The organism is Microvirgula sp. AG722 (assembly GCF_003269145.1).
Taxonomy (GTDB): Bacteria; Pseudomonadota; Gammaproteobacteria; order Burkholderiales; family Aquaspirillaceae; genus Microvirgula; species Microvirgula aerodenitrificans.
Window position 1 is genome coordinate 58,424 of the sequence record NZ_QLTJ01000013.1, and the last position, 26,030, is coordinate 84,453.

Consider the following 26,030-nt stretch of genomic DNA (forward strand, 5'->3'; position numbering starts at 1 on the left):
ATAAAGAAATGGGCAGGGGGTATGTGAGAATAATGATTCTCGTATTTTCAGTCTGTTTTAACTATTGAGTGGTTATTTTATGGAAACATACGACCGGACTGGATGCGGCTGGCCCGGAAACAGAATGAAGGAAAACGGATGCGCGTCCTGCTGGTGGAAGACGACCGGATGATCGGCGAAAGCGTCGAGGAAGGGTTGCGCGGTGAGGGCTATGCCGTGGACTGGGCCCGGGATGGCATCAGCGCCGACATCGCCCTGCGTACCACCCGTTATGACCTGGTGCTGCTCGATCTGGGCTTGCCCGGCCGGCAGGGGCTGGGCGTGCTGGCCGATCACCGCCGCGCGGGCGGGGATACGCCGGTGCTGATCGTGACCGCGCGCGATGCCACGGCCGACCGGGTGCAGGGACTGGACGCTGGCGCCGATGACTACCTGGTCAAACCCTATGATCTCGATGAACTGTTTGCCCGCATTCGCGCGCTGCTGCGGCGGCGATCCGGGCGCAGCAGTCCGGAAATCCGCCTGCGCGGGCTGACGCTGAATCCGGCCACGCACGAGGCCAGCCTCGACGGTACGCCGCTCAGCCTGTCGCGGCGCGAATTCTCGCTGCTGCTGGCCCTGCTCGATCCGCCGGGTACGGTGCAATCCCGCGCCAGACTGGAAGAGAAAATGTATGGCTGGGGTGAGGAAGTCGAAAGCAACACCATCGAAGTCTATATCCATGCGCTGCGCAAAAAACTCGGCAGCGACTTCATCAGGAATGTGCGCGGCGTCGGCTACAAGGTGCCGGGTGACGCATGAGGTCGATACGGCGGCAACTGCTGGTCTGGCTGCTGGGCGGGGTGCTGGTGTCGACGCTGATAGCCGGTGCGATGATGTTCATCAAGGTACGCGAGGAAACCGGCGAGCTGTTTGACGACCAGTTGCGCCTGATCGCCACCTCGCTGCCGACCCGCATTGTGGTTCAGCACCAGGCGGAGGAAGAGGATGACGAGCTCAACGACGACATCTCGGTGCAGATCTGGGATCTCGACGGCAAGCTGGTCTATTCGGCCAATGCCGGACCGGGCCTGCCGAAGCCGGCGTTTCGCAAGGAAGGGCACCATTCGGTGTCCTCGGCCAGCGGCCGCTGGCAGGTCTTTACCGAGATCCGGCGCGGGCACCTGATTCAGGTCGCACGGGCCAGCCGCGACCGCGACCGGCTGGCGATGAAACTGGCACTGCGTTCGCTGCTGCCGTTCATGGTGCTGATTCCGCTGCTGGGCCTGTTCATCCTGCTGGTGGTGTCGCGCGGGCTGCGGCCGCTGGCCCAGCTGGCCCGGGCCGTAGGACGGCAATCCCCGTCGGCGCTCAAACCATTGCCCCTGGCACACGTGCCGCCCGAGATTCGCCCGGTGGTGCTGGCGCTGAACGACCTGCTGGCGCGACTGGAGCAGGCGATGAGCGCACAGCGCAGCTTCGTGGCCGATGCCGCACATGAGCTGCGCACACCGCTGACGGCACTGAAACTGCAGCTGCAACTGGCCGAGCGGGCCGGTGACGACGTCCAGCGTGCCGAGGCGTTCGCCCGGCTCGGCCAGCGTCTGGACCGGGCTTCGCACCTGGTGCGCCAGTTGCTGACACTGGCGCGGCATGAACCGCAGATGGGGTTGCCGCAACGGGCGCCGGTCGATCTGGTCGCACTGGCCGGACAGGTCATTGCCGACTATGACGATCTGGCGCGCGAACAGGGCATTGACCTCGGCCTGAATGCGGGCGACGACATCGGGCTGGAACCGGGCAACGGCGACAGCCTTGCCATCCTGCTGGACAACCTGGTCCGCAACGCGCTGGCGCACACGCCGGCCGGCGGGCGCGTTGATGTGGTACTGGCGCGTGATGGTGGCCATGCCGCACTGCGGGTCATCGACACCGGGCCCGGCATTCCGCCAGCGGCGCGGCTGCGGGTGTTCGATCGTTTTTATCGCTGTGGCGATCGCGGCAACACCGGCAGCGGGCTGGGGCTGGCCATCGTCAAGAGCATTGCCGATGCGCACGGTGCCCGGGTGACGCTGGCCGACAATCCGGGCGCGGCCAGCGGGCTGATGGTCAGCGTGCGCTTTGGTGCCGGGACCGGCGGCTAGCGCGGCGGGATTCGCACGCTGTCATCGTCGAAATCGCCGCGTTCTGCCTGACGGTGACAGGCGACACAGTTGGCGGCGCTGCCGACGCCCTTGCGCCGGAACACATCGGGACGGATTTCATCGTGCTTGTGGCGGAACCAGACCGTGCTGGTGATCCGCAGCGGCGGGCTGGCCGGATTTTCCGCATACTTGCGCCGGTATTTCGGATTGGTATTTTCCGCCGACCACAGCACCAGAAAGGCGGTGATCTCATCGCGGGTAGCCGCGTCGAGGCTGGCGTTCTCGCCGAAATGACGGTCCAGTCCGCCCATCATCCGCCGCCAGGACGCCGCCGGCAGCATGCCCGGCGGGTAGGCCATGTGGCAGCTCGCACATTCGGCCCGGTAACTGGCATTCGGCGGCACCTGACGGTAGCGGTGCCTGCCCTCGCGGTCATGGTTGTCGGCCAGTGCCGGCAGGGTCAGCAGGGTCAGCAGGCAGGTCAGCAGCAGTGGGGATCTCATGGTGGTTTTCCTTATTTGACGCTGATCAGCCAGGCGATGAAGTCAGCCTTTTCCGCCGCCGTACATTCGCGGGCATGGACATCGTCACAATTGCGCCGGAACCATTTTTCCACTTTCTTCGCATCGGTCAGGCGTTCGGGGTTGGCCACCGGCGCCAGTGGCCGGATGGGCCGGAATGCCCGCGTTTCGCCGGGCTGGCGCGGGTCGCGACCATGGCAGGTGGCGCAACTGACCTGCTTGCCGTCGCGCGGAACCCGGCGCAGGAAGAACGCCTGCCCGCGCTCCGCCGAGGCGGCAAAGGCCGGGTCCGGGCGTCTGGCCTCGGTCTGGTAATGCTGCAGCAGGGCGGAGGGCGTCGCGGCCACGGCCGGAACGACGACAAACAGGGACAGGGCCAGCAGGATCGGTGTGGACAGGCGGGTCATCATGGCAGTCCCTCTCACGATTCGGCCGACGGCGTGGACGGCGTGGCTGCCGGGCGGGAGACCGTGCGCCGGCGGCCGGGGCCGAACAGCGTCGTCAGCGCCAGCGGCCGGCGCCAGCCGAACAGCAGGACGACATGCAGACCGGCCAGTGCGAGCGTGGCATTGGCGAGAAACTCGTGCAGTTCCTCAAGGCTGCCGGAAGCAATCAGACCGGCGTCCCGCTCATCGCCGTCCGCGTCATCGCCATCACTGGCGTGGGCGGCCGGAACGGCCTGCGCCGCCGCAAGGCCGATGGCCCGGGCGTTGTCGATCATCAGCACGCCGCTGACCGAAGTCCCGATGATGCCGAGCACCAGGGCCAGCACCAGGACCCGGCTGGCGGTGGTGGCATTGCGGGCGCGCAGGGTGGCGCGGCGCGGGATCAGCGGCGAGAAGCCGGCGGCGCCGGAAAGGCTGACAAGCAGACGGACGACCAGCAGCGCGATCAGCGCATAGCCGGTCCAGACGTGCAGCAGTTCTCCGTCGTCGCCGGTCAGGTAGGCGACCAGGAAGACAATGACCAGAGACCAGTGCAGCAGACGGAAGCGGGTGAAGGGAAGCATGGCGGCAAACTCCTGATTGAGATGCCGCCACCATACGAAACCGAAAATTAAACCGGTGTTAGAAGCCCGCGCCTAGCGTTCGGTGTGCTGGTCGATACTCGTGTCGCGCACCATCAGGACCGGGACCGGGCTGGTACAGGCGATCTTGTCGGCATCGCTGCCGAGCACGGCGCGCGAGACGCCACGACGACCGTGGCTGCCGATGACGATCATGTCGGCCGGCCAGGCACGCGCCTCTTCGACAATGGTTGCCGCCACCGTGTGATGGACGTGGTTGTACAGGTAGGCTTCGACCTTGAGCCCGCGCGCGGTGACTTTCTGCTTGGCGTCGTCGAGCAACTGCTTGCCTTCCTCGATCAGCTGGGCGACGAAGTCGTTGATGGTCTCGGTCATGCCGTCCAGTCCCACTACCGTCACGTGCGGATCGACGATATGCACGATGCGGATGGTGGCATCGAGACGGGCGGCGAGATCCATGGCGGCGTCAAGGCCGCGCTCGGCAGTGGAACTGCCGTCGATGGGAACGAGGATGCGGGTGTACATGAGGCTCTCCTGGCTGTGTCACCAATCCGTGGTGCCGACAAAGGCTGTTCGCCCGATCGCGGAACATGCTGACAAGCGAACGCTCACTTCCAGCATAGAGGGCGATCCGGCGCGACGGATTGATGCGGATCAGCTCAGGGCGTGTCCGATCCTGCTAGTCGTTTGCCCGCTTCAGATCGCGGCGATATTCGAGCTCGGCGCGGGCATGCGCCTCATTGATCTGCTTCTGCGTCTTGATGTGCGTGGCAGGAGAGACCCGCCGGGTATTGATGTCGCACTGACGGCGAGACCATTCGGTGGGGGAGATCCATTGACTTTTCATGCGCACTCCTCTCAGGAGAACCATTGAGCCGCCGGCGCCGACGGGCCGGCTTCCGTGCGGCACGCTTCAGTGTACGCATATCCACTGGTGCGTGTGGCGGGAAATGTCCCTGCCGCACAGGATGCCGCCCGAACGGGGCTGACATATGGTTACCTGGATGAATATTTTGTGACACAGGCATGGAATGGACAACACAATATGGTAAATTACCTTGACGTAATTGCGTGATGCCGCCGATCCGGCCGCAAGCCGCCATGGCGTGTTGTGACCGGAGCGGGGGCGCCATTGCCTGCGAACCGGTGTGTTTTCTTTTTTTCCGAGATTGCCACCTTGAAGATATCCACCCGTTTGTACACGCTGTCCGGCCTGGGCATGCTTGGCCTGATCGTCATGGCGCTGGCCGCGTTTTTCCTGTTTTTCACCATTCAGTCCGAAGTCGACAACAATGACCGTGTCATTCTTCCGTCGGCCGAGGCCATCAACCGGATCGGCGAGGACTTTGCCGGCAGTCGCCGCGACGTGCTGCTGCACATCCTGGCCGAGCCGGGCGGCAAGCAGAAATACAAAACCGAATTCGAACAGGCCAAACAGAAAATCCTGGCCGGGGTACAGCACTACCGCAGCGAGCTGGCCTCGGATGACCAGGATCGCGCCAATATCGACGCGGTCAGTGATGCCCTGACCCAGTACTATGCGCAGGTGCCGGAAGTGCTGGCCCTGTCCGAACAGGGCAATTTCGAACTGGCGCGCCGCTACTCGATCGAGAAAGTGACGCCGCTGTCGGTTCGCACTGCCGCCACCCTGCAGCATGCCAGTGACTACAACAAGCAACTGCTCGGCAGCTCGATTTCCCGCCTGCACGACACCATCGCCGCCGGCAAGGGGGCGCTGCTGGCCGTGGCACTGGCTGTCGGCGGGCTGCTGCTGGCCGGCGGACTGTGGACGACACGCCAGATCAACCGGCCGATATCGGCGCTGCGCGACGGCCTGACGGCGCTGTCGACCGACCTGGACTTCACCCGCCGCTTCCAGCGCACGCAGCGCGATGAAATCGGTGATGCCTATCATTCGCTGAACGGACTGCTGGATACCCTGCAGACCAGCTTCCGCCAGTTGCACGCGCTCGGGCTGAACGTCAGTACCGCCGCGCAGTCGGTGTCGACCGCCTCGCAGCAGATGACCCAGGCGTCGCAACAGGTCAGCGAGTCGTCATCGAGCATGTCGGCGGCGGTCGAGCAGGTCACGGTCAGCATCGCGCAGGTCGCCGACCGGGCGGTCAGCGCCAATGACAGCAGCCGCAAGGCAGGCGACGAAGCGAACGCCGGCGGCAATGAAATCGGCGACACCATTGCCACCTTTGCCGAAACCGCGACCACCATCCAGCAGGCGGCAAGCAAGATCGAGCAGTTGAAAGACCATACGGTCAGCATCGGCGAAGTGATCAACGTGATCCAGGACATTGCCGACCAGACCAACCTGCTGGCACTGAATGCGGCCATCGAAGCGGCGCGCGCCGGCGAACAGGGCCGCGGCTTTGCCGTGGTGGCGGACGAGGTGCGCAAGCTGGCCGAGCGGACCTCGCTGTCGACCCAGGAAATCACCCGCACCGTGCAGACCATCCAGCACGAGGCCGGCGACACGGTCGATACCATGCAGTCGGTGGTGTCCCAGGTCAGCCAGGGCATGGACAAGGCCGGGCAGGCTACCGATGCGATCAAGCGCATCATCGGCAGCACCGAAAACACCGTGCTGCAGGTCGGGGAAATCACCAGCTCGATGCGCGAGCAGTCGCAGGCCAGCAACAATATTGCCCAGCAGATCGAACGCATCGCACAGATGACCGAAGAGAGTCATGCCGGGGCCTCGTCCACCGCAGAGTCGGCGTATCAGCTGCAGGAGCAGGCGAGGGAAATGCAGAAGACGCTGGAAGCGTTCCGCGTCTGAACTACCGGCCGAGCGTCAGCCGGTTGCGGCCGGCATTCTTCGACTGGTACATCGCATGGTCGGCCCGCCGGACCCAGTCGTAATCGTCGTCCAGGTGCGCCGCATAGGGCACCAGGCCGGCGCTGACCGTGCAGCCCCAGAGCGTATTGTCGACCGTCTGCAGTGCGCGGACGCGCTCGACAATGCGCCGGGTCAGTGCCAGTGCGCCGGCCTCGTCGACCCGGTTGATGATGATGACGAACTCCTCGCCGCCATAGCGGGCGATGATGTCTTCCTGGCGCAGATGGTTTTCCAGCAGGCGGGAGAAGTTCCGCAGCACGGTGTCGCCGACCTGGTGACCATGCGTGTCATTGATGTGCTTGAAGAAGTCGAGATCCAGCAGCAACAGGCTCGCGCCATGCCCGCCCCGCCGGCAATCGTCGAGCACCTGCTTGAGCAGCGACTCGAAATGGCGGCGGTTGTACAGGCCGGTCAGTCCGTCACGCTGGCTGATGGCCTCGAATTCGCGTGACTGCCGCGCGAGTTTTTTCGCAATGTCGTAAGTGCTCTTGCCCAGTACCAGTGTGTACAGGAACAGCAGCGGCAGGCAGGACAGCGCTTCCGCTATGCTGGTCTGCGGCGCCAGCCTGACGCCTAGCAGGGCGGCACCGGCCAGCATGCCGGCCAGCGCACTGACCAGCCCGTACAGGAACAGGCGGACACCACCCGAGGCGATATTGTTCATGCACATCATGGCGATGATGACCGTGGACGGCATGATGTTGCCGCGCATGGCCACCACCCAGAATCCGGCCAGGCCGATGTCGATCAGCAGGTTCCGGTATTCGGCCGCAAACGGGGAGCGGGAGCGCAACGCCCACTGGCAGGCGAGGTGTGGCCACGCATACCCGTTGAGCAGCAGCAGGACCCACAGTGCCGGTGACGCATCCAGCCCGGCCATGGTCGTGGCCACGCAGAGAAAGCCGACACCAAGGCCGAGAGTGCGCAGGCGATGGATCCGCCTGACAAAGCGGATGCCTTTTCCCGGTGAAAAACCGGCTTCTCTCGGGGGGCTGTCGGGGTGTCCTGTTGACGCTGGCATGAATGGTTCGTGGTGCCTGTTCTTTGACGCAGGCAGGAACATAGCATGTCCGGACACGCCATTTCGCGCATCTTTTGATTTGTCATATGCCGAAAACATTCCGGCATGGCTGCCGTCCTGTCCGGGGCGTGATGTTGCATTCAGAAATTGGAGTGATAACTATAGGAATATTCTGACTTTATGAAGAATTTGCTGAGCCGATAGTCTGGCAATTCTCCAGACGGAATGCCATGACATGTACTATCACCACCAGCGCACGTTTCTGAACCGCGGCGACCTCATCAGGGTCGCCTGCTCGCAGGCGCGCAAAATCTGGCTGCTGGATGACGTCGATTACGCGGATCTGGAAGCCGGCCTGGTACGGAGGATGAACGGCGGGCGCCATCCGCTGCGCGTGGTCCAGTTCACCGTGGCCGCCAGAGGCTACTGGAACCTGCTGATCGAGGCGGGGGAGCCCCGCTTTCCGGTCAGCTATTCGCTGGAACTGTTCGGGCGCGATGGCCGGCGGCAGGCAATGAAAAACCCGCCTGGCGGCGGGTTCTCGGCACATTTCGACCCTAGCGGGCGGCATCTGCCTTTTGCAGGATGTCGTACAGCTGGTCCTTGAGCCTGAGTTTTTCCTTCTTCAGCGATTCCAGGGCCTCACGGCTGCCCGGTTCGATCTTCGCCTCGATATTCTTGATCTGCTGGTCCATTTCGTTGTGCTTGTCGAACAGCTTTTCAAAATGACCATTTTCGCTTTTGAGCCGGGAAATCAGTTCTCTGTACTCTGGAAACATGGGTTCTCCTTTATTTGCCGACGGGGACTTTTATCTGTTTGTCCCAGTCTGGTCAGTCGCATGGACAAGCGTCAATGCAATCTACCGGGCCCGTTGATGCAGGTCAATCGACTTCCCGGCCGTCGGCACGGCTCACTTCATCAGCGTCGCCATCTGGGTGAACAGCCAGTACAGGCTGCCCGACAGCACGATGGCGGCCGGCATGGTCAGCACCCAGGCCAGCATCAGGTTGCGGATGGTGCACATCTGCAGACCGGACTTGTTGGCGGCCATGGTGCCGGCGATGCCGGACGACAGCACATGGGTGGTCGACACCGGCAGGCCGTACATGTCGGCCGCGCCGATGGTCATCATGGCGACCAGCTCGGCCGACGCGCCTTGCGCATAGGTCAGGTGCGACTTTCCGATCTTCTCGCCGACGGTGACCACGATCCGCTTCCAGCCGACCATGGTGCCAAGCCCCAGCGCGATGGCGACCGCCACCTTCACCCACGACGGAATGAAGCGGATGCTGTTGTCGATCTGTTTCTTGATGGCGGCCAGCCGCTCGCTGGTCACCGCGTCGAAATGCACGGTCTTGTCCTTCTGCAGCAGACGGATCGCTTCCGAGGTCAGGTACATGTCGTTGCGCAGTGCCGAACTGGCCTCGGTCGGCACCGATGCCAGCGAGCCGTAGGCCTTGACCTGCTGGCCGATGCTGCCGATCACGGCGGCCAGGGCCGGGCCCAGCTCGGCGTGCGACTGCTTGGACTCGACGAAATCGGCCAGCACCTTGCGGGCATCGGGCGTCGCCGGCGGGGTGACCGACAGCGACTGCTGGGTATTGCGGGCCAGCACCACGAACTGCTCGACCTGGCCTGCCGGGATGCTGCGGTTCAGCGCATAGGCCATCGGCAGCGTGCCGACCAGAATCAGCATGATCAGGCCCATGCCCTTCTGGCCGTCATTGGAACCGTGCGCGAACGACACGCCGGTACAGGTCAGGATCAGCAGGCCGCGAATCCACAGCGGCGGCGGTGTCTTGCTCTTCGGTTCTTCATACAGCGCCTTGTTCCTGACCCACTTGCGCAGCACCAGCAACAGCAGCGCGGCACAGCCGAAGCCGACCAGCGGCGACAGCAGCAGCGAGTAGCCGACCTTGGTGGCCTGGGCCCAGTCGATGCCGTTGGCGCCATCGCGGCCGTGCATCAGCGCATTGGCGATGCCGACGCCGATGATCGAACCGATCAGCGTGTGCGACGACGAGGCCGGCAGGCCGAACCACCAGGTGCCGAGATTCCACAGGATGGCGGCAATCAGCAGCGCGAACACCATGGCGAAGCCCGAACTGGAGCCGACCTGCAGGATCAGTTCGACCGGCAGCAGGGAAATGATGCCGTAGGCCACCGCCCCGCTGGACAGCAGCACGCCGAGGAAATTGAAGAAACCTGACCAGACCACCGCGACATTCGGCGAGAGCGAATGGGTATAGATCACCGTGGCGACGGCATTGGCCGTGTCATGGAAGCCGTTGACGAATTCGAAACCCAGTGCGATCAGCAGCGCCAGGCCGAGCGCCAGATAGGGTAACCATGAAGTGACTTTCACCCCGGTCTCGTTCATGTCGGCCACCACGTTGTAACCGGTGAACAGCAGACCGCCGACCAGCAGGCCGATAAAGACGAAAGTGGAAAGCAGACCAGGTTTCTGGTCATGCACGGGCATCGAAGACAGCGAAGGGGCGGGCGCGGCAGGCGCGGCGGAGGAGGGCATCGGAGGCGTGTTAGGGGAGTAACCCGTTATAATCCTCCACTAATATTGCACTTTTGTTGCAGTGAGTTTACAGCGCAAAATTCATTCTGCTTGACAGATCGCAAACCGGTGTCTGAAAAGGGAATTTTCCGGCGGGTGCCGTTCCCCGCAGCCGAGCCGGCTGCGGGGAAATCGCGCGTCAGACGCTGGCGCGCAGGATCTTGTTCAGCATGCCGCGGATGGTGCGGGTCTCGAACGGCTTGTCGCAGATGGCCGAAACACCGGCATCCATGACGGCGGCCAGCCGGCCATTGTCGTGTTCGCTGGATACCATCATCACCGGCACCGAGCTCTGCATGCTGTGCTGGCGGATGAAGTCCACCAGTTGCAGCCCGTCGACTTCGGGCATGTTGTAGTCGGTGATGACCAGGTCGAACAGCGTCTGTTCCAGCAGCGGGATGGCTGCACTGCCGTCGGTGGCTTCCACGATGCGCTGGAAACCGAGCCGTTCGAGCACGGTGCGGATATGGCGGCGCGCGGTCAGGCTGTCATCGACGACCAGCACGGCCAGGTCGGCCAGGTCGATATCGTTGTCACCGCTGTCATCATCCTCGGCATTGATGAAGTCGATGGTGTTGTCGAGCGCCTTGCGCAACTGGGCTACATCGAACGGCTTGGGCAGGATCGCCATGCAGCCGGCCTGGCGGATCGGATCGAGGTAGCGCGCCTTGGTTTCGCTGGAGACCAGGATGAACGGCAGGTGAGTGGCGTCGGTTTCACTCTCGCGCAGCTGGTACACCAGCTCGGTGCCGGTGGCATCGGGCAGGTAGAGCGCGCTGATCAGTACATCCGGCGCCGGTGCCTCGGCCACGCGCTTCAGCGCACTGGCCGCGTCGCCGACCGTTTCGACTTGCGTGATGCCCAGCTCGGCCAGCAGTTGGACAATGATGTGGCTTTGCAGATTGGATGGTTCTACCAGGCACACACGCAAATGTTGCAGCTCCAGCATGGATTCCTCCTGACGGGGTGATAAATGGCGTGACACTAGCCGTTATGACGTTGGCACGCCAGCCGTCAACGCAAACAAAGCGCACTTTATATCGGTGTGGCCACGGGAAAAAGAAGCGCGTCCGGATGACGACAGTTGTGGCCGCGGATTCAAGTTTACCGGAAGCTGACCGATCTGATCTGTACAGGGACTTCTTTTGGAGAGCAGGCATGAGCACCCCCAGCATCAATTCGGCAACGACCCCTTCCTGGTCGGCGAACACCCCGGGGGCGAGCACGGCTGCAACGCCCGAAGGCACGACCGCCAGCGCACCGGTCACCGCCGCCGGCGCGGCCCATGCCGTGCGCCAGCAAACCAACATGCAGATCCTGCAGTCGTCGGTCGACCTGTCGGTCAAATCCGGCGACCGCTCGCAGGAACTGGTGTTCCGCACCGCCATCGAAGCGCTGAACGAGGTGCTGGCGCCAACAGCCGGGCCGAATGCCATCCAGAACGCGATGAGCCAGGACAATTCGGCCGAAGCCACCGCCAGCCGCATCCTGAAACTGTCGACCGGTTTCTTCGGCGCCTATGCCGCGCAGCATCCCGGCGAAGATCCGGACCAGGTCGCCAGCCAGTTCGTCGACCTGATCCGCGGTGGCTTCGAGCGCGGCTTCAAGGAAGCCAGCAAGATCCTCGACGGGCTGGGCGTGCTGGGGGGCGATATCGCCAGCGGCATCAACAAGACCTATGAGCTGGTCCACAAGGGACTGGACGATTTCCTCGCCGCGAACACCCGTGCCGGCAAGGACACGGCGGCGGCGCCGACCAGCGCAAACTGACCCGACATGGCAGTAACCTTGATGACCCGCGCTTGCGCGGGTCTTTTTCGTCGCACATCCGTCAAACAGATTGTCCCTTGTCAATGTCATGCGCGGTGATACCATCGTCGGCCTTGCAAATCGGGAAACTGCATCATGCTGTCAGGCCAGGGCGTACTGTTATCAGTCACGGCATCGCTGATCTTCGCCGTCCTCGGCTGGTATTCCACGCTGCTGGTGCCGCTGCACGGGCTGGAAATTGTTGCCTGGCGCATTGTCTGGACCGTGCCGGGCATGCTGGTGGTGCTCGGCCTGCTGCGCCATCAGCGCAAGTTTGCCACCACGCTGGGCCGGCTCCGGCACGAGCCGCTGCTGTGGCTGGTGCTGCCGGTCAACGGCTTCCTGCTTGGCGTGCAGCAGTGGCTGTTCATGTGGGCACCGCTGGAAGGGCGGCTGCTGGAAGTCACTCTCGGCTATTTCCTGCTGCCGCTGGTGATGGTGATGGTCGGTTTTCTGTTTTACCGCGAGCGGCCTGGGCGGCTGCAGTGGGTGGCGGTGACGCTGGCCTGCCTCGGCGTGCTGCACGAGCTGGTCGTGACCCAGGCGTTTTCCTGGGTGACGCTGGTCACTGCGCTGGGCTATCCGCCGTACCTGATGCTGCGCCGCGCGGTGCATCTTGATCCGGTCAGCGGTTTTCTGCTGGAAACGCTGGTTATCCTGCCGTTCGCTGCGCTGGCGATCTACCTGACGCCAGCCGCGACCGGAGCGCTGTCGGCCCGTCCCGTCCTGTGGCTGCTGCTGCCGTTCCTCGGCGTGATGACGGCGGCGGCGTTTGCCGCCTACCTTGGCGCCAGCAAACTGCTGCCGATCAGCATGCTCGGCATTCTCGGCTATGTGGAACCGGTCCTGCTGTTCGTGATTTCGCTGCTGTTCCTTGGCGAACCGTTTACCGCCGCCGGACTCGGCACTTACGGGCCGATCTGGCTGGCGGTTCTGCTGACCTGCGGCCACAGTGCGATCGTGCTGCGCCGCCAGCAACGGACGGCGCGGCAAGCGGCGGCCTGAGGCCGGCTCAGGCGCTGCGCACCATCAGCACCGGGACCGGGCTGTTGCGCAGTACCATCTCGGCATCGCTGCCCATCAGCAAGCGGGTCAGACCGCGGCGGCCATGGGTGCCCATGACGATCATGTCGGCCGGCCAGCGTCGCGCCTGCTCGACAATCAGGTCGGCGACGGTCGGTGCCGTACATTCGAACAGCTCGGTTTCGACCTTGATGCCGGCTGCCGTGGCCAGCGCCAGCGCCTGCTCGAGAATGGTCTTGCCGGCCTCGCGCAGCGCGGCGGTGTGACTGGCGGCATTGCCGCCACCAAGGTCGTTCATCGCGATATAGGCGACCATCGGGTCGATAATGTGCACGAGCTTCAGCGTGGCATTCAGGCTCTGGGCGAGGTTGATGGCTTCGCGCAGGCCATGACTGGCTTCCGGACTGCCATCGACGGGCACGAGAATGTGTTGGTACATGGTCGGGCTTTCTGCTGGGTGGCAAAGGGGGGCGCACGGACCGGAGCGGTTCGCGCGGATAACGAACGATTGTACGCCGGCCACCCCGGGCCGGGTACGCATGAACAGGAAAGAAAAGAACGATGGCATCCCCGTCCCTGCTGAACCAGCAACAGATCCAGGCCCTGGCCGTGGACGTCCAGCGCTACCTGCGCGATTCCCTGGAAGTGGAACTCGGCCAGTTCGACGTTCAGTTCCTGCTTGATTTCATCATCGACAAGGCCGGGCGCGAAATCTACAACCAGGCACTGAATGATGCGCAGACGGCGCTGGCCGGCCGGCTGGAATCACTGCAGGCGGCGATCTGGGACCTGGAGAAATAAGCCCGGGCTAGAGATCCACGGTCATCGTCAGCCGGGCGCTGCGCGGTGCACCGACCGACAGATAGGTCTTGCTGCTGCCGGCGCCGCCTGCCCAGTAGCGCTTGTCCCCGGCGTTGTCGACGTTCAGCTGCCAGGCGGTGCGCTGGCCGAACAGTCGCCGCTGGTAGCGCGCGCCCAGCCCGAACAGCGTGTAGCCGCCGACCCAGGCCTGGTTGGCGTGATTGACCGGGCGCCTGCCGGTGTAATAGGCCCCGCCATTGACCGACAGACCGGGCAGGGCAGAAACCGTGTAGCGGGCGAACAGGCTGGCGGTCCAGGCCGGGGTGTTCGCCGGCACATTGCCGTCCGGGTGTCCGGTGTGCCGCAACCGGGCCTGCAGCCACTGCGCCGATGCCTGCAGCGACCAGTCGCGCGCCAGCGCGCCCTGCAGCGAGGCTTCCAGCCCGCGATAGTGCTCGCGCCCCTCTTGAACGAATACCCGGCGCGTGTCCAGATAGGCGGCAGGCCGCTCGATGGCGAACAGCGCACTGGAAAACTGCAGCGCCTTTTCGCCGCCAGCCCGCCAGCCGAGTTCGGTCTGCTTGCTGATGCCGGGGGGCATCAGCTGGTAGCGGTTGACCGCCTCGGGGGGCGTACGTGCGCCCTGTTCGAGACCGCTGGCGTGTGATGCGTACAGCGTCATGTCCGGGGTCGGCCTGAACAGGGCGGCAAACAGCGGCGTGCTCAGGCTGGCAGTGTAGCGACTGTCGGCGCGGTGGCTGCGGTAGTCGGTATGGCGCAGGCCAGCAACCAGTTGCCAGCGTGGCGACAGGGTCAGCCGGTCCATTGCATACAGTCCGCGATCGCTGGTGTGGATGGCCGGGTTGCGCCGGATTCCCCGGGCCGGGAGCCATGGCAGTTCACTCGGGTGGTACAGGTTCTGGCGGGTCTGGAAGCTGTCCGCGTCGAAAGCGGCCTGGGTCAGGCGGCTTTGCGCGTAACCGGCGATCAGCTCGTGCCTGAGCGGGCCGGTCTGCAACTGGCCGACCAGTTGCGTGCGCAGCAGGCGGCTGTGCCACTCTCCGCGCTGGCGCTGGCCGCTCAGTCTGCCGTCGCCACTGTGGATGTCGTAGCCGTCAAGCTGGGTGGCGGCGCGCCGGCGCGAGGCTTCGGTGCCGCCGGTTTCCAGGGTCAGCATCCAGTTGTCGCTGAGGCTGTAGTCGGCGCGCAGCAACAGGTTGTCCGCCTGGCCGTCGAATACGGCCCAGCGCGGTGCCAGGCGCTGCTTCGGGTCGGGCAGGGCCGGCAGGGCGATGCGGCCGTTGCGGGCTTTCGGCACGATCAGACTGGTCTGTTCGGTGATCTTCTTGCGGTAGTGTTCGATGTCGGCCTTCAGGTTCAGGCGCTCGCTGGCCTTCCAGTCCAGTGCCAGGCTGGCCAGCTCGCGCCGCCCGTCGACGCCGTTGATGGCGGAACGCAGCGTGCCGCCGACCGCATTGATGCGCACCCCGTACTGCTGCCGTTCGCCGAAGCGGCGGCCCAGATCGGCCGACAGCAGTGTGCCGCCGTTGTCGTCCAGCGTCAGCCCGGCACGGCTGACCGGCGTGAAGCCGGCGCGCTTGCTCACCAGGTTGACGATGCCGGCCGGGGTGGTGAAGCCGTAGTACAGCGCCGACACGCCCTTCAGGACCTCGACCCGCTCCTTGTTTTCCAGCGGGGTGCCGACCAGGTTGATCAGCGGCAGCGAACCATTCAGCCGATAGTTGCTGCGGTTTTCCAGCGTGATGCCGCGAATGGCAAGGTGATCGAAGGTATCGCCGGCCAGCTGCTGGCGGGTGACACCGGCGGTATTGCGCAGCGCGTCATGAATGCCGGTGGCGGCCTGCGCGTCGAGGACCTCGCGCGTGACCACGTTGACGGTGGCCGGTACCTCCAGGATGGAGGCGCCGCGGAAGGTGCCGACTTCGACCGTGTCGGCGAGAAAGCCGCGCTGGCGTTCGTCGCTGACGGTGACGTGTTCCAGCGTAGCGGCTGGGTCGTCGGCCATGGCGGTGGCCGGGAAGGCCAGGCTCAGCGCCAGCAGCAGCGGTGACAGCGGGACCGGGTGGGGCCGGGCAAGTACGTTCATGCTTTCCCTGCAGATCTCATTTCGTAATGAGAATCATTTCATTTTTTCTGCGGGAAATCGTTAGGAATACGGAGAAAATGGATTAGGAAAAAGATGAAACCGGACTTCCAGTGTGCCATGACAGCTCGGGTACAATGGCCGGTTTACATTGCCCCGAAAGGAATCATGTCATGCCGTCGTTCGATATCGTGTCGGAAGTGAACCTGGTCGAGGTCAAGAATGCGCTGGACCAGACCAACAAGGAAGTCGGCACCCGCTACGATTTCAAGGGCTCGGACGCCCGGGTGGAACTGGCCGACAAGGTGCTGACCGTGTATGCGGACAGCGATTTCCAGCTCGACCAGGTCAAGGACATTCTGATCACCAAGCTGGCCAAGCGCGACGTCGATGTCCGCTGTCTTGATTACGGCAAGCTGGACAAGGTCAGTGGCAACAAGGTCAAGCAGACCGTGACCGTCAAGGTCGGGGTGGAGACCGAGCTGGCCAAGCGGCTGGTCAAGCTGATCAAGGATGCCAAGCTGAAGGTGCAGGCGTCGATCCAGGGCGATACCGTGCGTGTGTCCGGCGCCAAGCGCGATCTGCTGCAGGAAACCATTGCCCTGGTGCGCAAGGAAGTGACCGACGTGCCGCTGCAGTTCAACAACTTCCGCGACTGAGTCCGGGCAGAGGTAATCAGCGGTCGGGGTCGGCCGGCACGAACACCGGAATGTCGGGCCGGGTCGGATGTGCCAGCACGTGCACCGGCTGGTCGAACACATCGGCAATCCGTGCCGCCGTCAGCGCCAGGGCCGGTGTGTCGTCTGCGACCAGCCGGCCGCGGGCGAACAGGGCGATGCGGTCGGCGTGGCGCGCAGCCAGGTTCAGATCGTGCAGCACGGCGATCACCCCGATGCCATCCTGGTGAGCCAGCGTGCGGCAGGCCCGCAGCAGTGTTTCCTGATGGGCGAGGTCGAGCGCTGCCGCCGGTTCGTCCAGCAGCAGATAGCGTTCTCCCTTGCCGGCCAGCACCTGAACGAAGACCCGGGCCAGTTGCACCCGTGCCTGTTCGCCGCCGGACAGGGCGTCATAGTCGCGGTCGATCAGCGACAGGCTGTCGCTGAGTGCCAGTGCGCGCTGCAGGGCAGGCAGGGCAGGGTTCCAGTCCTGATCATGCGGAAACAGGCCGACGGCAATCACGTCGCGCGCACGCAGTCCCGGCGCAGACTCCAGCCGCTGCGGCAGCAGTGCGCGCTGGCGCGCCAGCTGCCGGGGAGATTGCCGACGCAGCGGCTGGCCGCCGAGCGTGACCTGCCCGCTGCCGGGGAGGGTTTCGCCAGCCAGCAGTGCCAGCAGCGTCGACTTGCCGGCGCCATTCGCACCGAGCACGGCAATCAGCTCGCCGGGGGCGACGGTCAGTGACACCTGTGCCAGCCGTTGCTGTGCGCCGTGTCCGAGGCCAAGCTGCTCGGCCGCCAGGCTCATGCCGACCGCCGGCCGCGCAGCAGCCACAGGAAGAATGGCGCACCGGCCAGACTGGTGATGGCGCCGACCGGCAATTCGTTCGGCGGCATCACCTGGCGCGCGACCAGATCGGCCAGGGCCAGGGCGAATGCGCCGCCCAGCGCCGTCAGCGGGATCAGTGTGCGGTAGTGACCGCCGGACAGGCGGCGGAGAATGTGCGGAACGATCAGCCCGACAAAGCTGATGGTGCCGACTGCCGCCACGGTGATGCCGACGGCGGCGGCGGTCAGAATGGTCAGCTTGCGGCGTTCGCGGGCGGCGTCGAAACCGGTGTGGAAAGCGACCCGTTCGCCCAGCAGCAGGGTGTTCAGCAGCGGCCAGCAGCGCCAGATCCAGAGTGTGATCAGGGCGGCAATGGCCAGCAGGCTCAGCGCCATCGGCCAGTCGGCCAGCGTAAAGCTGCCGAGCAGCCAGAAGGTAATGCCGCGCAGCGTGCGGTCGTCGGCAAAGGTGATGATCAGTGTCAGCGCAGCGCCGGCAAAGCTGTTGACGGCGACGCCGGCCAGCAGCAGGTCGGCGGTGCCGGCGCGCAGCCCGGCAATGCGCTGGGCAACGGTCGAGGCCAGCAGGGCACCGGCAAAGCTGACCAGCGCCACGATCCAGCCGCCGGCGCCGAGCGACAGCGCAAAGGCCGCGCCGAGCGCGGCACCGGACGACACGCCGATCAGTCCCGGCTCGGCCAGCGGATTGCGGAACTGGGCCTGCATGGCGGCGCCGGCAACCGCCAGCACGCAGCCGGCAGCCATGGCTGTCAGCAGGCGCGGGGCACGCAACCGGGTAATGAGTTCGATGGCGAAGGGGTCACCGGCCAGCACGTCGCGCCAGCCGCTGCCGACCCCGAGCAGCAGCGTCACGATGGCGATGCCACCGGTCAGGAGCAGCAGCAGGGCGGCAAGACGGGCCGGGCGGAGCAGCATGGACGGGGTCGGTCTGCCGGTCAGCGCAGGCCGAGCACGTCCTGCATGTCGTACAGGCCGCGCGGCTGCCCGGCCAGCCAGCGGGCGGCGCGAACGGCGCCGTTGGCAAAGGTCAGGCGGCTGGAGGCCTTGTGGGTGATCTCGACCCGTTCGCCGAGGGCGGCGAACAGTACGGTGTGGTCGCCGACCACGTCGCCGCCACGCACGGTGGCAAAGCCGATGGTGTTCGGATCGCGTTCACCGGTCACGCCTTCGCGGCCGTAGACCGCGCAGGTCTTCAGGTCGCGGCCCAGTGCATTGGCCACTACCTCGCCCATGCGCAGCGCGGTGCCGGACGGGGCATCGACCTTGTAGCGATGGTGCGCTTCAAGGATTTCGACATCGAACCCCTCGTTGAGCACGCGGGCGGCGATGTCGAGCAGCTTGAAGCTCAGGTTCACGCCGACCGAGAAGTTCGGCGCGCAGACGATGCCGATCTCGGTGCCGGCCTCGGCAATCGCCGCGCGGGCCGCGTCATCGAAACCGGTGGTGCCGATGATGTGGTTCACGCCATGGCGACGGCAGGCGGCGAGGAACGCCAGCGAGCCTTCCGGGCGGGTGAAGTCGATCAGCGCATCGGCGCCGGCCAGCGCCGCATCGACATCGCTGCCGATTGCCACGCCGGTCTGCTGGCCGATGGCCAGACCGGCGTCCTGGCCGATCAGCGGATTGCCGTCGCGTTCCAGCGCGGCGTGCAGGCGCACGCCGGGCGTGGCCAGCACGGCTTCGATCAGCGAACGACCCATGCGGCCGCCGCAACCGGCGATAACCAGCTTGATGTCACTCATTTTGCCGTGTCCTGCGCGCTGTCGGCCGCCGGCGCCGTGGCCGGCGCTGCACCATCGGCGGCGGCCGGGATTGCGACTGCATCGATGACCTGCGGACGGCGCGGCGGGAAGCCGTCGCCTTCCCAGCGGGCGAGCAGGTCGTTCTCGAAGATGACGCTGAAGCGTTTGGCATCTTCAAGCTTGCCGGCACGGCGCAGCTGGAACTGATAGTCCCAGCGATTGGCGTGGAACATGTCGGCCAGCATCGGCGTGCCGAGGACGAAGCGGACCTGCGAACGGGTCATGCCGACCCGAAGCTTGTCGATTTCATCTTGCGTTACAACATTCCCTTGCTGAATATCAATGGTGTGCGGCTGCAGGAAGCCGGGAAGACTCTGCAGACTGCAAGCAGAGAGGAGCAGAACGGAAGCGAGAGGCGCGAGCTTAGTCTTGAACATGTCCGGGGCTGAGTTGGGCAAGGCGCGAAAAGGCTATATCATAGCTGAAAAGCGAAGAGGTACCACGTCTACACAATGAATCAGGCAGAATCATGAATCAGGCAGAACAACTGAAGAGCATCGGCCTGAAGGCCACCGGACCGCGACTCAAGATCCTCAATCTGTTCGAGTCCAGTACCCAGGGGCATTTGTCCGCCGAGGATGTCTACCGCAAATTGCTGGCCGAGCATATCGATGTCGGGCTGGCGACGGTCTACCGCGTGCTCACCCAGTTCGAGCAGGCGGGCATCCTGATGCGTCACCATTTCGAATCCGGCCGTGCCGTTTACGAGCTGAACCACGGTCATCACCACGATCATCTGGTCTGTCTCGACTGTGGCCGCGTGGTCGAATTCTTTGAACCGGAACTGGAAACCCTGCAGGACCGCATCGCCGAACGCCATGGCTTCGCCATCGAGGACCATGCGCTGTACCTGTACGCGAAGTGCCAGAAAGTTAACTGCGAACACCGCAATCTCGAAACCGAACCATGATCGCATGGCTGCGGCCCGGCGACCCGTTTCCTCCGCTCGATACCGCCATGGCGGACCCGAACGGATTGCTGGCCGCCGGGCTGGAGCTGCATCCGGCCCGTTTGCTCGACGCCTACCGCCAGGGCATCTTCCCGTGGTTTTCCGACGGCGAGCCGGTGCTGTGGTGGAGTCCGGCACCGCGCATGGTGCTGTTCACCGATGAGCTGCGGGTGACGCGCTCGCTGGCAAAGACACTGGCCCATCGTCGCTATTCGATTACCGTCGACACCGATTTCCCCCGCGTGATGCGCGAGTGCGCCGCGCCCACGCCGGCCCGCCCCAGCTCCTGGATCACCGACGACATCATTACTGCCTATACCGAATTGCACCGCATGGGCCATGCGCACTCGGTCGAGACCCGCATCGATGGCGAACTGGTTGGCGGTCTGTACGGGATCATGCTCGGACGCATGTTCTTCGGCGAATCGATGTTTTCGCGCGCCAGCGACGGGTCCAAGCTGGCCCTTGTCCATCTGGTTCGCCGTCTGGCAGCGGCCGGCGTGCCGATGATCGACTGCCAGATGAAGACCGCACACCTGGCGAGCCTGGGCGGGCGGGAAATTTCCCGCGACGCGTTCGTGGCCCGATTGAAACCGGCAGTCGACGCGCCCGCGCCGGCCGGACTGTGGAACTGGCGGCACGACAATGAGCCATCGCGATAACGACAGGATCTTCACCGTCCATTTTTATGCGACGGCACCCTATCCGTGCAGCTACCTGGACGATCGTCAGGCGCGGTCGCAGGTCGCCATCCCGTCCGAGGCGATCGATACCCGGGTGTACAGCCAGCTGGTCAAGATCGGCTTTCGCCGCAGCGGGCTGTTTACCTACCGGCCGTATTGCGACCACTGTGCGGCCTGCGTGTCGGTGCGCATCCCGGTCAGCGAGTTCGCGTCGGACCGCAGCCAGCGCCGCGCCGCCCGCCGGCACGGTGGCCTGAGTGCGCGGCTGCTGCCGCTGGGCTACGACGAGGAACACTACCAGCTGTATCAGCGCTACCAGAGCAGCCGGCATGCCGGCGGCAGCATGGCCGGGGACGACCGCAGCCAGTACACCGAATTCATTCTGAAAAGCGGCGTCGACAGCTGGCTGGCCGAATTTCGCGACAATGGCGTGCTGAAGATGGTCAGCCTGATCGACCGGCTGGACGACGGCCTGTCAGCGGTCTACACCTTCTTCGACCCGGATGACGAGAAGGCCAGCTACGGTGTCTACAACGTGCTGTGGCAGATCGGCCTGTCGGTCCGGCTGCAGCTGCCGTACCTGTACCTGGGCTACTGGGTCCGCGAGTGCCGCAAGATGGCGTACAAGACCCGCTACCAGCCGCTGGAGCGTCTGGTGGACGGGCAGTGGCGCCGCGTGGCGGCCGATGCCGGGCCGGACTGAGCCGGCGCCGGTCACCACGGCAGGGGGCGTTACAGCGGGACGACGCGGTCGGCACCGCCGCCGGACAGCACGCGCACGCGCATGCCGCTGCTGATCGGCGTATCGGCCTGCTGGACGATCGAGATCGTGCGGCCGGTATCCAGCTGCACGGTAATCTCGTAGGCGGCCTGGCCCCCCATGTTCTTCTGCGCGGCATTGGTGGCCGCGCCGCCGAGCAGTGCCCCGACAATGGCGCCGGCGGCCGCGCCGGTACCCTTGCCGACATTGCTGCCGGCCAGCCCGCCAAGGGCTGCACCACCCAGCGTGTACAGCGGATTGTTGTCGCCCTGGATACGGGCATTCTGCACCGAGACCACGGTGCCAAGCTCGACGGTCTGCACGCGCTGCGCCTGGCTGGTGGTATACAGCGACGCCGAGTTGCTGGCGCAGCCGGCCAGGGTCAGGGCGGCCACGGTCGCGACCAGTGCGGGTTTGACAAAGGTATTGAGCATCTTTGGACCTCGTGTGGACTTCATTCGCTAGTGTTTGATTTGAACATTAGCCAATCATTAAATAGCTGACCGGCTGTCGCCAGCCGGCGCCCGGGGGTCAGACCAGCCGGGAGTGGTTGCCGGATGGCTGCGATGCCGGCGCGGCGGGAGGGGCGTCCGACGGTGTGGCGGCTGGCTGGGGCGCTCCGGCATCCGCTGCCGGCGTTTCGCCGGTCGTCGCTGGTGCGCCGGCGTCGCTCGCTGCCACCTCCACGTCGCCGGTTTGCCCGGCATTGAAATCGGGGATGTCCATGCTTTCCATGCGCGGTGCCGCCTCTTCCGCTTCGGGTTCGGCCGCCTGCGACACCACGCGCTGGAACACGCGCCGGGTCGGATTCTGGTCGAAGTAATAGCGGCAGGCGTCGGCCGTATCGCCGACCAGACTCTGGCCCTTGTAGATCAGGCCGCTGTACAGCTGAAGCAGCGAGGCGCCGGCCTGGAGCTTCTCCCAGCCCTGGTCGCCACGCAGGATGCCGCCGACGCCGATGATCGGCAGCCGGCTGGCCAGGGCGGTCGCCAGTTCGGTGATGACCTCGGTGGACTTGCCGACCAGCGGCGCGCCGGACAGCCCGCCGGTCTCGGCGGCTCCGGGCAGGTGCAGTACGCCATTGCGCGACACGGTGGTATTGGTGGCGATGACGGCATCCATGCGGTGGAAGGCCAGCATGTCGGCAATCTCGCGGATGGCGATGGTGTCCAGATCCGGTGCGATCTTGATCGCCAGCGGCACATAGCGGCCGTGCTGGTCCGCCAGCTCGAGCTGGCGCATGTGCAGCGCGTTCAGCAACTGGTTCAACTGCTCGCCGCCCTGCAGGTCGCGCAGGTTCCTGGTGTTCGGCGATGAAATGTTGACCGCGACATAGCTGGCGTGCGGATAGACCTTGTTCAGGCAGATCAGGTAGTCGTCGATGGCACGGTCGTTCGGCGTGCTGGCATTCTTGCCGATATTGATGCCGAGAATGCCGCGGTAGCGGACGCGGCGCACGTTCTCGACCAGATTGTCGACGCCGAGGTTGTTGAAACCCATGCGGTTGATGATGGCTTCGGCTTCGGTCAGCCGGAACATGCGCGGGCGCGGGTTGCCCGGCTGCGGCAGCGGCGTGACCGTGCCGACCTCGATAAAGCCGAAGCCCATGCCGGCCAGTGCATCGATGTATTCGCCGTTCTTGTCCAGGCCCGCGGCCAGGCCGACCGGATTCGGGAACTTCATGCCCATGACGTCGACCGGGCAGTCCGCGACCGGCCGGTTCAGGAAGCCATCGAGACCCCAGTTGTTCAGCGTGCGCAGGCTGTTCAGCGCCAGATGGTGGGCTTTTTCGGCATCGAGCCGGAACAGCAGTGGGCGGACGAGCTGGTACATGGGCTTACCTGAATGGAGGTGAAAGTGGCACAAAGTATACTGCAGGCCTTGCGCCCGCGGCGCACGGCCGGGGGCTCAGGCCAGCCGGCAGGCGTCGTCGAACGCCAGCCGGGGCGAGCGGGCATGCAGCTTGCCGGCCTCGCCGAAGCCGAGATTGACCAGAAAATTCGACTTCCAGCGGCCGTCGGGAAAGAACTCGGCATCCAGCGCCGCATTGTCGAAACCGGACATCGGACCGCAATCCAGCCCGAGCGCCCGCGCGGCCAGGATCAGGTAGCCGCCCTGCAGCGTGCCATTGCGGAATGCCGTGACATCGGTCAGCGGCTGGTTGCCGGCAAACCAGCTGCGGGCGTCGGCGTGCGGATACAGCCGCGGCAGCAGCTCGGTGAACTGGCTGTCATGGGCGACGATGGCCGTGACCGGCGCGGCCATGGTCTTGTCGACATTGCCGGCGGCCAGGCACGGTTTCAGCCGCGCCTTGCCTTCCGTGGACCGGACGAATACGAAGCGGGCCGGTGAGCAGTTGGCGCTGGTCGGCGCATAGCGCAGCATCTCGTACAGCGAGCGCAGTACCGCGTCCGGCACCGGGCGGGGCTGCCAGTGGCTGTGCGTGCGGGCATCGACAAACAGTTGCTTCAGCGCGGTATCGGAAATCGGCGTCATGGCGGGCGGCCTTTCTGGCGGTGCGTGCGGTTACAGGGGATACGGATGCAGCCCGGTCAGCCGGGCCGACAACTGTTCCAGCGCGTCGCGGTCGATGTCGTCAAAGTGACCGATGTCGATCGCATCGACATCCAGCACCCCGGCGACCTGGCCGTCACGGTCGAAAACGGGTACCACGATCTCGGACCGGCTCAGGCTGGAGCAGGCGATATGGCCGGGAAAGGCGTCGACGTCGTCGACCACCAGAGTGCACTTGTCCCGCCACGCCGTGCCGCAGACGCCGCGGCCGAATGGAATGCGGGTGCAGGCAACCGGCCCCTGGAACGGCCCGAGCACCAGTTGCTGTCCGTCGACGCGGTAAAAGCCGACCCAGTGCCAGCCAAAAGCCTGGTGCAGGGCAGCGGCCAGATTGGCCTGGCGCGCGACGGCATCGCTTTCCTCTGCCAGGGCTTCCAGTTGCGGGAGCAGCTCGGCATAGCGGCCGCGCTTGTCGGTGGCAGTCAATATCAGGGTCTCGGTCATGATCCGGTGTCGGGATGTTGATCGGCTGATGATGACGCCGTCACCGCATTTCCGCCAGATGCAAATAAAAAACGCCCACGACGGGGCGGGCGGTGCTGACGGGGCGCGGAGGGAATGACGCGCCCCAGGGCGAAACCATCAATCCCAGTGACGGTCGTGCTTGTGTTTGTGCTTGTAGTGGCCGCGATGGTAGCCCCGGTCCGAACGGCGGTAATCGACCCGGCGTTCTTCCGGTGCGGTCACGGCCGCACCCAGGCCGCCACCGGCGGCACCACCGATGATGGCACCATTGCGGCCGCCCAGGTGCTGGCCGACGGCAGCGCCCAGGCCGCCGCCCAGTGCACCGCCAAGGGCGGCGTCCCATTCTGCGCCGCCGGCCATGGCCGGTGCCGCGATGCCGCCGGCAAGGAGAAGGGTCAGCAGAAAACGTGTGGCCGTTCGGGTCATGGTGGGTGCCTCTCTGGATGGGTATTCAATGTTGTGGATCCATTATCGGAGACAGGTGTTGCCACGCTGTTGGCATCCGTGAACCAGATGTAAATGACTGTTCAAGCAGCACAGGTACCACTCAGCCGTGGCGGGCGGTGAGGCCGTACATCAGCGGCAGCGTCGGCAGGTGGGCTGGCGGCGCCATGCGCCGGCCTTCGAGCTCGCGCATGTCATCGAAGCCGCGCCAGCCATTCGAATACGGATACTCGCTCAGTCGTTCGATGCGCAGCCCGGCCGCGATCAGCGCGCTGACTACCTCGGCGATGCCCCAGCTGAATTCATGGCTCGGGTGCGGATTGTTGAACTGCACGATACCCGGCTGATAGTCGACCGGTGCCAGTCCCTTGCCCGAGTCGGCGACATAATCACCGACGCCATCCTCCTCGGTAACCGGTCCGGCATGGAAATAGTCGTAATGAGGTGTCCAGTGCGGGTCGAACACCATCGCGTACGGGTGAAATTCGACCAGGGTGAAGTGACCGCCGGGTTTGAGCACGCCGGCAATGCCGCGCGCCCAGGTCCCGAGATCGGACAGCCAGCACAGCGCACCATAGGACGCGAACACCCGGTCGAAGCGGCGGCCGTCATGGATCGCGGCATCGAACCAGTCGAACAGGTCGGCGCGCTCGAAGCGGGCCGGGATGCCGCTGTCGCGTGCCAACTGGCTGGCGAAGTCGATCGCCTCGTCGGCAATATCGACACCGGTCACGCGGGCGCCGAGCCGGGCGAGGCTGAGACTGTCCTGTCCGGCATTGCATTGCAGGTGCAGCAGCTCCAGTCCGGCGATATCGCCGAGCAGTTCACATTCTTCGGGGAACAGCGTCGAGCCGCCAGCGCGGAAGAAGGCGGCCTGGTCGCCCTTGTGGCTGTTGTGGGCCACTGTGGCGGCGTTCCACGACAGCCGGTTCGCCTCGTGCAGGTCTTTGTGCATCAGGGTGCTCCGGGATTTGCCCCGAAGGGGCCGGGGCCGCATG

The 26,030-nt window shown here is 65.0% G+C and carries 32 protein-coding genes; 11 read left to right on the forward strand and 21 right to left on the reverse strand.

Annotated elements, in window-relative coordinates:
- Positions 1-138: 138 nt before the first annotated feature.
- Entirely contained in the window at positions 139-801 is a 663-nt protein-coding gene (locus DFO50_RS14710; RefSeq protein ID WP_028499047.1) for a response regulator transcription factor, read from the forward strand.
- A complete protein-coding gene (locus DFO50_RS14715; protein ID WP_028499048.1) occupies positions 798-2,123 on the forward strand; it encodes an ATP-binding protein in 1,326 nt (441 codons plus the stop codon). Before DFO50_RS14710 ends, DFO50_RS14715 begins: the two co-directional genes overlap by 4 nt.
- On the opposite strand, the gene DFO50_RS14720 is transcribed toward DFO50_RS14715, so the two are convergent.
- The 5 genes from DFO50_RS14720 to DFO50_RS19225 form a co-directional block, all read right to left on the reverse strand.
- Positions 2,120-2,626 carry a diheme cytochrome c gene (locus DFO50_RS14720; protein ID WP_036385781.1) on the reverse strand — a complete coding sequence of 169 codons (507 nt, stop codon included), beginning with the start codon at positions 2,624-2,626 and terminating at the stop codon, positions 2,120-2,122. The genes DFO50_RS14715 and DFO50_RS14720 overlap by 4 nt on opposite strands.
- 11 nt (positions 2,627-2,637) lie before the next feature.
- Positions 2,638-3,054: a DUF1924 domain-containing protein gene (locus tag DFO50_RS14725; RefSeq protein ID WP_233495275.1), complete on the reverse strand. Its 417-nt coding sequence runs from the start codon at positions 3,052-3,054 to the stop codon at positions 2,638-2,640.
- Positions 3,055-3,065: 11 nt separating this feature from the next.
- Positions 3,066-3,653, reverse strand: coding sequence for a cytochrome b/b6 domain-containing protein (locus DFO50_RS14730; RefSeq protein WP_051528801.1), 588 nt, complete (start codon positions 3,651-3,653; stop codon positions 3,066-3,068).
- Positions 3,654-3,725: 72 nt separating this feature from the next.
- Positions 3,726-4,196, reverse strand: coding sequence for a universal stress protein (locus DFO50_RS14735; protein WP_036385783.1), 471 nt, complete (start codon positions 4,194-4,196; stop codon positions 3,726-3,728).
- Positions 4,197-4,350: 154 nt separating this feature from the next.
- Complete coding sequence (locus tag DFO50_RS19225) at positions 4,351-4,518, reverse strand: hypothetical protein (protein WP_156952507.1); 168 nt, start codon at positions 4,516-4,518, stop codon at positions 4,351-4,353.
- A 330-nt stretch (positions 4,519-4,848) separates the two neighbouring features.
- Here DFO50_RS19225 and DFO50_RS14740 point away from each other — a divergent pair, with 330 nt between their 5' ends.
- On the forward strand, positions 4,849-6,462 hold the full coding sequence (locus DFO50_RS14740; protein WP_146745114.1) for a methyl-accepting chemotaxis protein: 1,614 nt from the start codon (positions 4,849-4,851) through the stop codon (positions 6,460-6,462).
- Between the two features lies 1 nt (position 6,463).
- Here the strand turns inward: DFO50_RS14740 and DFO50_RS14745 are convergent, their stop codons facing one another.
- On the reverse strand, positions 6,464-7,543 hold the full coding sequence (locus tag DFO50_RS14745) for a diguanylate cyclase (RefSeq protein WP_199489845.1): 1,080 nt from the start codon (positions 7,541-7,543) through the stop codon (positions 6,464-6,466).
- A gap of 235 nt (positions 7,544-7,778) precedes the next feature.
- On the opposite strand from DFO50_RS14745, the gene DFO50_RS14750 reads away from it, so the two are divergent.
- Positions 7,779-8,150, forward strand: a complete 372-nt coding sequence (locus tag DFO50_RS14750) for a DUF1883 domain-containing protein (protein WP_107890020.1) — start codon at positions 7,779-7,781, stop codon at positions 8,148-8,150.
- On the opposite strand, the gene DFO50_RS14755 is transcribed toward DFO50_RS14750, so the two are convergent.
- The 3 genes from DFO50_RS14755 to DFO50_RS14765 all read right to left on the reverse strand — a co-directional run bounded on the left by DFO50_RS14755 (position 8,101) and on the right by DFO50_RS14765 (position 11,062).
- Positions 8,101-8,322 (reverse strand): YdcH family protein, encoded by a 222-nt coding sequence (locus DFO50_RS14755; RefSeq protein WP_028499054.1) that lies wholly within the window; start codon positions 8,320-8,322, stop codon positions 8,101-8,103. The two genes, DFO50_RS14750 and DFO50_RS14755, sit on opposite strands and share 50 nt — an antisense overlap.
- 132 nt (positions 8,323-8,454) lie before the next feature.
- Positions 8,455-10,026: an inorganic phosphate transporter gene (locus DFO50_RS14760; protein WP_233495276.1), complete on the reverse strand. Its 1,572-nt coding sequence runs from the start codon at positions 10,024-10,026 to the stop codon at positions 8,455-8,457.
- A 226-nt stretch (positions 10,027-10,252) separates the two neighbouring features.
- The gene (locus DFO50_RS14765) at positions 10,253-11,062 is read right to left on the reverse strand and encodes a response regulator (protein WP_028499056.1); all 810 of its coding nucleotides are present in this window, start codon (positions 11,060-11,062) and stop codon (positions 10,253-10,255) included.
- A gap of 209 nt (positions 11,063-11,271) precedes the next feature.
- Between DFO50_RS14765 and DFO50_RS14770 the strand changes: the two genes are divergently transcribed.
- Positions 11,272-11,883, forward strand: coding sequence for a DUF5610 domain-containing protein (locus DFO50_RS14770; protein WP_028499057.1), 612 nt, complete (start codon positions 11,272-11,274; stop codon positions 11,881-11,883).
- A 135-nt stretch (positions 11,884-12,018) separates the two neighbouring features.
- Positions 12,019-12,927: an EamA family transporter RarD gene (gene rarD / locus DFO50_RS14775; RefSeq protein ID WP_028499058.1), complete on the forward strand. Its 909-nt coding sequence runs from the start codon at positions 12,019-12,021 to the stop codon at positions 12,925-12,927.
- Positions 12,928-12,934: 7 nt separating this feature from the next.
- On the opposite strand, the gene DFO50_RS14780 is transcribed toward rarD, so the two are convergent.
- The gene (locus tag DFO50_RS14780) at positions 12,935-13,384 is read right to left on the reverse strand and encodes a universal stress protein (RefSeq protein ID WP_028499059.1); all 450 of its coding nucleotides are present in this window, start codon (positions 13,382-13,384) and stop codon (positions 12,935-12,937) included.
- 122 nt (positions 13,385-13,506) lie between these two features.
- Here DFO50_RS14780 and DFO50_RS14785 point away from each other — a divergent pair, with 122 nt between their 5' ends.
- Positions 13,507-13,746, forward strand: a complete 240-nt coding sequence (locus tag DFO50_RS14785) for a DUF2164 domain-containing protein (RefSeq protein ID WP_028499060.1) — start codon at positions 13,507-13,509, stop codon at positions 13,744-13,746.
- 7 nt (positions 13,747-13,753) lie between these two features.
- Here the strand turns inward: DFO50_RS14785 and DFO50_RS14790 are convergent, their stop codons facing one another.
- Positions 13,754-15,853, reverse strand: coding sequence for a TonB-dependent siderophore receptor (locus DFO50_RS14790; protein ID WP_028499061.1), 2,100 nt, complete (start codon positions 15,851-15,853; stop codon positions 13,754-13,756).
- Positions 15,854-16,023: 170 nt separating this feature from the next.
- Between DFO50_RS14790 and DFO50_RS14795 the strand changes: the two genes are divergently transcribed.
- A complete protein-coding gene (locus DFO50_RS14795) occupies positions 16,024-16,509 on the forward strand; it encodes a YajQ family cyclic di-GMP-binding protein (RefSeq protein ID WP_028499062.1) in 486 nt (161 codons plus the stop codon).
- Positions 16,510-16,525: 16 nt separating this feature from the next.
- Here DFO50_RS14795 and DFO50_RS14800 read toward each other — a convergent pair whose 3' ends face one another.
- The 4 genes from DFO50_RS14800 to DFO50_RS14815 are packed head-to-tail and all read right to left on the reverse strand — an operon-like array spanning position 16,526 to position 19,534.
- Positions 16,526-17,314 carry a heme ABC transporter ATP-binding protein gene (locus tag DFO50_RS14800; RefSeq protein ID WP_028499063.1) on the reverse strand — a complete coding sequence of 263 codons (789 nt, stop codon included), beginning with the start codon at positions 17,312-17,314 and terminating at the stop codon, positions 16,526-16,528.
- Entirely contained in the window at positions 17,311-18,270 is a 960-nt protein-coding gene (locus DFO50_RS14805; protein ID WP_107890017.1) for an iron ABC transporter permease, read from the reverse strand. Before DFO50_RS14805 ends, DFO50_RS14800 begins: the two co-directional genes overlap by 4 nt.
- 20 nt (positions 18,271-18,290) lie before the next feature.
- Positions 18,291-19,097, reverse strand: coding sequence for a 4-hydroxy-tetrahydrodipicolinate reductase (gene dapB / locus DFO50_RS14810; RefSeq protein ID WP_036385785.1), 807 nt, complete (start codon positions 19,095-19,097; stop codon positions 18,291-18,293).
- Complete coding sequence (locus DFO50_RS14815) at positions 19,094-19,534, reverse strand: outer membrane protein assembly factor BamE (RefSeq protein ID WP_084300001.1); 441 nt, start codon at positions 19,532-19,534, stop codon at positions 19,094-19,096. The genes dapB and DFO50_RS14815 overlap by 4 nt, the downstream gene beginning before the upstream one ends.
- A 92-nt stretch (positions 19,535-19,626) precedes the next feature.
- On the opposite strand from DFO50_RS14815, the gene fur reads away from it, so the two are divergent.
- From fur to DFO50_RS14830, 3 genes are read left to right on the forward strand one after another with little or no spacing between them, the layout of a single operon-like run.
- Positions 19,627-20,067, forward strand: coding sequence for a ferric iron uptake transcriptional regulator (fur, locus tag DFO50_RS14820; RefSeq protein ID WP_199489846.1), 441 nt, complete (start codon positions 19,627-19,629; stop codon positions 20,065-20,067).
- Positions 20,064-20,768 carry a leucyl/phenylalanyl-tRNA--protein transferase gene (gene aat, locus DFO50_RS14825; RefSeq protein ID WP_028499067.1) on the forward strand — a complete coding sequence of 235 codons (705 nt, stop codon included), beginning with the start codon at positions 20,064-20,066 and terminating at the stop codon, positions 20,766-20,768. Before fur ends, aat begins: the two co-directional genes overlap by 4 nt.
- On the forward strand, positions 20,752-21,492 hold the full coding sequence (locus DFO50_RS14830) for an arginyltransferase (protein WP_028499068.1): 741 nt from the start codon (positions 20,752-20,754) through the stop codon (positions 21,490-21,492). The genes aat and DFO50_RS14830 overlap by 17 nt, the downstream gene beginning before the upstream one ends.
- A 29-nt stretch (positions 21,493-21,521) precedes the next feature.
- On the opposite strand, the gene DFO50_RS14835 is transcribed toward DFO50_RS14830, so the two are convergent.
- From DFO50_RS14835 to DFO50_RS14860, 6 genes are all read right to left on the reverse strand, one after another.
- Complete coding sequence (locus DFO50_RS14835; protein ID WP_028499069.1) at positions 21,522-21,983, reverse strand: glycine zipper 2TM domain-containing protein; 462 nt, start codon at positions 21,981-21,983, stop codon at positions 21,522-21,524.
- A 97-nt stretch (positions 21,984-22,080) separates the two neighbouring features.
- Positions 22,081-23,382: a quinone-dependent dihydroorotate dehydrogenase gene (locus DFO50_RS14840; protein WP_107890015.1), complete on the reverse strand. Its 1,302-nt coding sequence runs from the start codon at positions 23,380-23,382 to the stop codon at positions 22,081-22,083.
- Positions 23,383-23,457: 75 nt separating this feature from the next.
- Entirely contained in the window at positions 23,458-24,045 is a 588-nt protein-coding gene (locus tag DFO50_RS14845) for a malonic semialdehyde reductase (protein ID WP_028499070.1), read from the reverse strand.
- Between the two features lie 30 nt (positions 24,046-24,075).
- Positions 24,076-24,567 (reverse strand): GAF domain-containing protein, encoded by a 492-nt coding sequence (locus DFO50_RS14850; RefSeq protein ID WP_107890013.1) that lies wholly within the window; start codon positions 24,565-24,567, stop codon positions 24,076-24,078.
- A gap of 138 nt (positions 24,568-24,705) precedes the next feature.
- Complete coding sequence (locus tag DFO50_RS14855) at positions 24,706-25,014, reverse strand: hypothetical protein (RefSeq protein WP_036385788.1); 309 nt, start codon at positions 25,012-25,014, stop codon at positions 24,706-24,708.
- Between the two features lie 121 nt (positions 25,015-25,135).
- On the reverse strand, positions 25,136-25,987 hold the full coding sequence (locus tag DFO50_RS14860; protein WP_028499072.1) for a bifunctional 2-polyprenyl-6-hydroxyphenol methylase/3-demethylubiquinol 3-O-methyltransferase UbiG: 852 nt from the start codon (positions 25,985-25,987) through the stop codon (positions 25,136-25,138).
- Positions 25,988-26,030: the final 43 nt, after the last annotated feature.